Below are 6,552 nucleotides of genomic sequence, written 5' to 3'. Positions count from 1 at the left end.
AAACGCAACGGGTGGTGCGGGTGGGAACACCTCCCGACCCGACCAAATCCCACCCGCAGCCCGCTGCACCGACACCAGGGCAACCCTCAGGGCCATGCGGCCACGAACATGTCACGAGGGCCGAAACACCCGGGCCAAGGACACCGCGCGCGGGTCGACCGGCAGGTCTTCCACATAGACCGGTCGGCCCTTGGCGTCCGCGATCGGCAGGAGCCAGTTGGGATACTGGTTCCATGTCCCCGGCACGTTCTGCGGGCGGCGGTCGCCGATTCCGTCCGGCAGCCATACACCGAGCAGTCGGCACGGTGTGGCGACGAGCAACCGGTGCAGTGCCTCGATCGTCTCGCGCTCCCCTGCCCCCGGCCGCAGCAGGCCCCGCCGGCGCAGGAGTTCGAGCCATTGCTCGCGGTCGGCGGTGTCCTCGGCGCGTTCGACCGCCACGTCGCGCACGAGCAGGTGTAGCCGTTCCCACAGGTCGATGTGCTCGCCCGCGAGCCTGGCGGCGGTGGGGGGCAGGTCGTGCGTGGTGACGGTCGCGAAGGACGCCTCGCGCCATTGTTCGGGCGGCAACGGGCGGCCCTTGTCGTCGCGCTCGAACCACAGCACGGACGTGCCCAGGATGCCGCGCTCGGCGAGGTAGGTGCGCACCCACGGCTCGACCGTGCCCAGGTCCTCGCCGATCACGATCGCGCCCGCGCGGTACGCCTCCAGCGCGAGGATGCCGACCATGGCCTCGTGGTCGTAGCGCACGTAGGCGCCTTCGGCGGGGCTGTTGCCCTTGGGTACCCACCAGAACCGGAAGAGCCCGAGCACGTGGTCCACGCGCACCGCGCCGGCGTGGCGGAACACCGCGCGCAGCAACTCGCGGTACGGCGCGTAGCCCGCCTCGGCCAGGCGCGCCGGATGCCACGGCGGCTGGTTCCAGTCCTGCCCGATCTGGTTCATCGCGTCCGGCGGCGCCCCGCCCGTGGCGCCGAGCGCGAGCACCCGGCCGCCGCGTTCGGAGCCCAGCACCCACGCGTCCGCGCCGTCGGGGTGCACGCCGACCGCGAGGTCGTGCACGATGCCCACCGGCATGCCGGCGCCGGTCGCCGCGTCCTGCGCGTGTTGTAGCTGCTCGGCCACCACCCACTGGGTCCAGCGGTGGAAGTCGACCGCGTGGGCGAGCCGTTCGCGTTCGGCGGTGACTGCGGCCGAGTCCGGATCGTGCAGGTTCTCGGGCCAGTCGCGCCAGGACGGGCCGTGCTCCTCGACCAGCGCGCACCACGTCGCGAAGTCGGTGAGCCACCGCCCCTCGCGCTCGATGAACGCGCGGTAGTCCGCCTCCCGGCCGACGCTGCGGGTGACCTTGTGCACGAGCGCGAGCGCCTCGCGCTTGGCCACCCGTACCGCGTCGCGGTCCAGGTGCTCGGCGCCGTCGTGGCCGTCCCCGGCCTCGGCCTTGAGTTCCTCGGCGACCGCGCGTTCGACGGGGGTGAGGTAGGCGAACTCCGGTACCGCCTCGACCCGTACGTACATCGGGTCCGGGAAGCGACGGCTGACCGGCAGGTAGGGCGAGGGTTCGACGGGTGGCACCGGCGAGGCCGCGTGCAGCGGGTTGACCAGGACGAAGCCGGCGCCGTGGGCACGGGCCGACCACACCGCGAGGTCGGCCAGGTCGGCGAGGTCGCCGATGCCCCACGAGCGGCGCGAGGGCAACGAGTACAGCTGCACCATGTAGCCCCACGAGCGGCCGGTCGGCGCGGGCAGCACCGAGGGGGTGATCGCGACGGGGCACGACGCGTGCGCGCTCTCCCCGGTCGCGCTCGGCACGCCCCCGGAGCCGAGGTCGATCTCGGGGCCGGGCGTACAGCGTGCGTGCAGCGTGTGCCAACCCAGCGGGAGGTCGGCGGGGATCTCGTGCGCGCCGGTGGTGGTGCCGAGTGGGCCCCGGGTCGGGCCGGGGCCGATGTCGCGCCGGACGCCGCCGTCCTCCAGTTCGATCCACAGTTCGAGGCGGTGCCCCTCGGGCACGTTGACGGTGAATCCGGCCGCCCGGCCGGAACGCAGCACGAGCACGGGCGGCAGCAGGCGGGTTCGTCGTTCCAGGTCGTGTGCGGCGAGCGCGGCGCGGGCGGTCTCGGGGGTCGAGGCGTCCACCCCCAACGCGTCCAGTACCGCTGTCACTGTCGCGGGGGCGGCGTGCACGGATTCACCGCGCCACCCCTGATACTCCGTGGCCACCCCGAAAGCGGAGGCGAGCCGGACCAGTTCGGGGGACAACTGCGATTCGCGTGGTTCCTCCATGCCCGCGAGCATCGCACCCGAGCGGGTCGCGTGTGGGCGTGTCCCGCACAGACGCGATCCGCGTGTGTCGGCCGGGTGACCGCGTCCGCGCCCGTGCCCGGCCTCGGCGAGCCCGGCTCTCGACGGGCCCCGACACAGCACGCGGGAACCCGCCCAACAAAAACAGCGACGGGCTCCCGTGGGGAAATCCGCCGCCTTCTAGGCGCTCGCGACCTGGTCGAAATGGTCGAAGCCTGCTTCCTGTGCGCCGTACGGCGCCAGGTATGGCTCCCACCGTGGATCCCGAAACCCGGTCCCCAGGATCCGCCACGCGAGGCCGGTGGGTTGCGATGGTGTGCGCGGCATTCGCCAGCCCAGCTCGGAGATGTAGCGGTCGCTCTTGACGTGATTGCAGCGGCGGCACGCCGATACGACGTTGTCCCAGGTGTGTTGCCCGCCGCGGCTGCGAGGGACGACGTGGTCGACGCTCGTGGCGGCGCTTCCGCAATAGACACAACGCCCACCGTCGCGAGCGAAAAGCGCCCGGCGGGTGAGCGGAACTTGGCCCCGAAAGGGGATACGGACGAATCGGGTCAGTCGGATGACACTGGGTACGGGAATCTCGGTGGTGGCGCTGTGCAGGATGGTGCCTGTTTCTTCCAGACACATGGCCTTGTCGTTCAACACGAGGATCAGTGCGCGGCGGACGGGCACCACGCACAGGGGCTCGTACGACGCGTTGAGTACCAGCGAATGCGGCACGTATGCCTCCCTGTGACGCCGGCGGCGCGTGGCTCGCGCCGGTGACGATCGGCCTCCAGTGTCCATGGCCGGATACCCCCTGCGCTACCAGGAATCGACAAGGTCACAGAGCGTTCACCTGCACGAGTGGCCATGCGTGGCGGGGCCGCACCGGCCCGCGCGGCCCGGCGCCGGCGTCTAGGGTGCGCCCATGACGCGCCCTGTGCAGCCTGTGGAAGACGCTCCTCGTCGGACCTCGCCCGACCTTGTCGCCGCCCGTGGGGACACGGCCGACGTGCTGTTCGGTCACCGGGTGGCCGACCCGTATCGCGCCCTGGAGGACGCGGACTCGGCCACCACCCGTGCCTGGTCCGCCGCGCAGGACGAGGCGTTTCGCGCGCACGTGGGCCGATTGGCCGGACGCGACCGATTGCGCGCGCGGCTGACCGAGTTGCTCGCGACCGGCCTGACCGGATTGCCGTGCTGGCGGGGCGAGCGGCACTTCGTGGTCCGCCGTGATCCCGGCCGCGAGCACGCGGTGCTGTTCGTGGTCGAGGCGGACGGCGCCGAGCGCGCGCTCGTGGACCCGATCGCGATCGACGCGTCCGGGACCACGACGCTCGACCGGTGGGTGCCCTCCGACGAGGGCGACCTGTTGGCCTACCTGCTGTCCACCGGGGGCGACGAGGAGTCGCGTCTGTACGTGCTCGACGTGGCGACCGGGGCGCCGGTGGAGGGCCCGATCGACCGGGTGCGGGACACCTCGATCGGTTGGCTCCCGGGCGGTTCCGCGTTCTACCTCGTGCGCAGGCTGTCCCCGGAACAGGCGCCGGCGGGCGAGGAACAGCACCACCGGCGGGTGTATCTGCACCGGGTGGGCACCGATCCGGCCGGTGACGTCGAGGTGTTCGGCACGGGCAGTGGGGCGGGGACGTACTTCGGGGTGGGGGTGAGCCACGACGGTCACTGGCTCACGGTGTCCGCGTCGCTCGGTACGGCGCCGCGCAACGATGTGTGGTTGGCCGATCTGCGGGCGGGCGATCCGGCCCGGCCGGTGTTTCGGCCGGTGGCGGTGGGGCTCGACGCGCTCACCGAGGTACGGGTGGGGCGCGACGGGCGGCTGTACGTGCTCACCGACCTGGACGCGCCGCGCGGGCGGTTGTGCGTGGGCGATCCGGCGGCGCCGGAGCCCGAGGGGTGGCGCGACCTGGTCGCCGAGGAGTCGGACGCGGTGTTGTCGGGCTACGCGATCCTGGACGGCGACGGGGTCGAGCGGCCGGTATTGGTGGTGACCCGGACGCGGCACGCGGTGGGCGAGGTGAGCGTGTGCGACCTGGCGAGCGGGGCCGTGTCGGCGCGGCTGCCGATGCCGGGCGGGTCGCCGGGGTCGGTCGGCGCACCGACCGAGCGGCCCGAGGGCGGGTACGAGGCGTGGTTCGGCTGGTCGGACTACAGCGCGCCGTCTGCCGTGCTGCGCTACGACGCGCGCACCGGCGCGATCGACACGTGGGCGGCCTCGCCGGGCACGGCCGAGCTGCCTCGGGTGCACGTACACCAGGAGTCGTACACGTCGGCGGACGGCGCGACGGTCCGGATGTTCGTGATCGCGCCGACCGCGGCGCCGGATCGACCGCGCCCGGCCGTGCTGTACGGATACGGGGGGTTCGGCGTATCGCTCGGCCCGGCCTACTCGGCGGGCGCGTTGGCGTGGGTCGAGGCGGGCGGGGTGTACGCGATCGCGAACCTGCGCGGCGGCGGCGAGGAGGGCGAGGACTGGCATCGAGCGGGGATGCGTGGGCACAAGCAACGCGTGTTCGACGATTTCCACGCCGCCGCCGAGCACTTGACCGCGCGCGGGTGGAGCGCGCCCGACCGGCTGGCCGCCTCGGGGGGATCCAACGGCGGGCTCCTGGTGGGCGCCGCGTTGACCCAGCGGCCCGAGTTGTACGCGGCGGTGGCGTGCTCGATGCCGCTGCTCGACATGGTCCGCTACGAGCGGTTCGGGCTCGGCCGGTTGTGGTCGGACGAGTACGGCAGCGCGGCGGTCGCCGAGGAACTGGCGTGGCTGCTCGGCTACTCGCCCTATCACCACGTGCGCGAGGGCGTGGACTACCCGGCGGTGCTGTTCACCGTCTTCGACGGCGACACCCGGGTCGATCCGCTGCACGCGCGCAAGATGTGCGCGGCCTTGCGACACGCCGCCGGCGGCGACCGGCCGATCCTGCTGCGCGCCGAGGCACAGGTGGGCCACGCGGCCCGCTCGGTCACCCGTACGGTCGAACTCAGCGTCGACACGCTGGCGTTCCTGGCGCACTGGACGGGGCTGGACCTGGCCGAGGGAGTCGACGGGGCGGCGGACGCGGCCCCCGCCTCGGTCGCCTCGGTCGCCTCGGCCGCCCCGGTCGCCCCCGGGCCTCGCCGAAGCGGAGAAGGTAGTGATCGGTGACATAAGCCGCGAAGCCGATGTACCGCCCGGGCGCCGCCGGCTCCGTGGCTACTGTGGGAGGAAAGTCCGTCTCCCGTCGTCCGAAAGGCGTTGTACGTGTCCGTGCTCGTTCCCGGATTCCTGCTGTCCTTCGATGCTGCGAAGCAGGACGGCAAGGTGTCGTCGTGGTTCGACCGCCACGGTGAGTCCCTCGTGGTGACGCCGATCCGGATCCTGTCGATCATCCTGGTGGCGCTGATCCTGCGCGCGGTCACCCGCAAGCTCATCACGCAACTCGTGGGTCGGATGGCCAACAGCGGCACGGACAGCACCGGGCGCCCGGTCACCGGCTTCCTGCTCAACGCCGAGCGCCGCCGGCAACGCGCCGAGACGGTCGGCTCGGTGCTGCGCAGCACCGCGTCCTTCGTGATCCTGGGCATCGCGGGGCTCATGGTGCTCGGCGAGTTCAAGGTCAACCTCGCCCCGCTCCTGGCGAGCGCGGGCATCGCGGGCGTCGCGATCGGCTTCGGCGCGCGCAACCTGGTGACCGACTTCCTGTCCGGGATGTTCATGATCCTGGAGGACCAGTACGGCGTCGGCGACCTCGTCGACGCCGGGGCCGCGACCGGCACGGTGGTCGAGGTGGGCCTGCGGATCACCAAGCTGCGGGACGTGGACGGCACGGTCTGGTACATCCGCAACGGCGAGATCAAGCGGATCGGCAACAAAAGCCAGGGCTGGGGCACGGCCAAGGTGGACGTCCAGGTGGGCTACCACGAGGACGTCGAGAAGGTGCGCGCGGTGATCGTGTCCACCGCGGAGGCACTGGCCGACGTCGAGCCGTGGAACGAGCGCGTGTGGGGCCCCGCCGCGGTGTCGGGCATGGAGTCGGTGACGCCCGACGCGGTCGTGGTGCAGGTCCAGATCAAGACCATGCCGGGCCAGGAACTGTCGGTCGCGCGCGAGTTGCGCGGGCGGATGAAGCGGGCCTTCGACGACGCGGGCATCCGGATCAGCGAGCCGGTCGCGAGCGCGACCCCTGCGGACGCCCCGGACCCGGGGGGTTCCGCCCCGCCCGCCGAGCCGGCTCCGGTGCCCGTCTCGCCGCCGCCCGCGCCGCC

At 72.6% G+C, this 6,552-nt stretch carries 4 protein-coding genes; 2 read left to right on the top strand and 2 right to left on the bottom strand.

Annotated elements, in window-relative coordinates; genetic code table 11:
- Positions 1 to 111: 111 nt before the first annotated feature.
- A complete protein-coding gene (gene malQ / locus GT354_RS15035) occupies positions 112 to 2,286 on the bottom strand; it encodes a 4-alpha-glucanotransferase (protein ID WP_237534898.1) in 2,175 nt (724 codons plus the stop codon).
- A 198-nt stretch (positions 2,287 to 2,484) separates the two neighbouring features.
- Entirely contained in the window at positions 2,485 to 3,027 is a 543-nt protein-coding gene (locus tag GT354_RS15030) for an HNH endonuclease (RefSeq protein WP_161356817.1), read from the bottom strand.
- A 190-nt stretch (positions 3,028 to 3,217) separates the two neighbouring features.
- Here GT354_RS15030 and GT354_RS15025 point away from each other — a divergent pair, with 190 nt between their 5' ends.
- Both GT354_RS15025 and GT354_RS15020 read left to right on the top strand, forming a co-directional pair.
- Complete coding sequence (locus tag GT354_RS15025) at positions 3,218 to 5,452, top strand: prolyl oligopeptidase family serine peptidase (protein ID WP_161356816.1); 2,235 nt, start codon at positions 3,218 to 3,220, stop codon at positions 5,450 to 5,452.
- 96 nt (positions 5,453 to 5,548) lie between these two features.
- Positions 5,549 to 6,552 (top strand): mechanosensitive ion channel family protein (locus tag GT354_RS15020; protein ID WP_161356815.1); only part of this gene is annotated, 1,004 nt, incomplete at its 3' end.

The sequence above is a fragment of the Streptomyces sp. SID3343 genome, assembly GCF_009865215.1.
Taxonomy (GTDB): domain Bacteria; phylum Actinomycetota; class Actinomycetes; order Streptomycetales; family Streptomycetaceae; genus Embleya.
Note: the sequence above shows the minus strand (reverse complement) of the source record. Positions and strands in the feature narration are given on the sequence as shown.